Genomic DNA, 252 nt, shown 5'->3' with positions numbered 1-252 from the left:
CCTAGGCTTTTACATGCAGGATCAGTACTTTCAAAGGCTTTTGCATCTAAATCTAATTGATTTCGAATTTCACAAAAAGATTGTTGGTAAAATTCCCAAACATTATTTGCTTTAGGAATCTCTAAGCCTTTACAAATTTTAAGAAATAATTCTCTTAAATGATTTGCTTTTTCTTGACAAACATCATTAAACAATGCATAAAATAATTGCTTTGTAAATACTTCTACATCATCTTTTAATGATAAGTCATAC

The 252-nt window shown here is 27.8% G+C and carries 1 pseudogene; it reads right to left on the bottom strand.

What is annotated here, in order from left to right:
- A pseudogene (locus ACRHOZ_RS21170) lies at positions 1 to 252 on the bottom strand (serine O-acetyltransferase EpsC); the annotation flags it as partial.

Source organism: Flagellimonas flava, assembly GCF_050617915.1.
In the GTDB taxonomy this organism is placed as follows: Bacteria; Bacteroidota; Bacteroidia; order Flavobacteriales; family Flavobacteriaceae; genus Flagellimonas; species Flagellimonas flava_A.
This window is presented reverse-complemented; position numbering and strand designations above follow the sequence as displayed.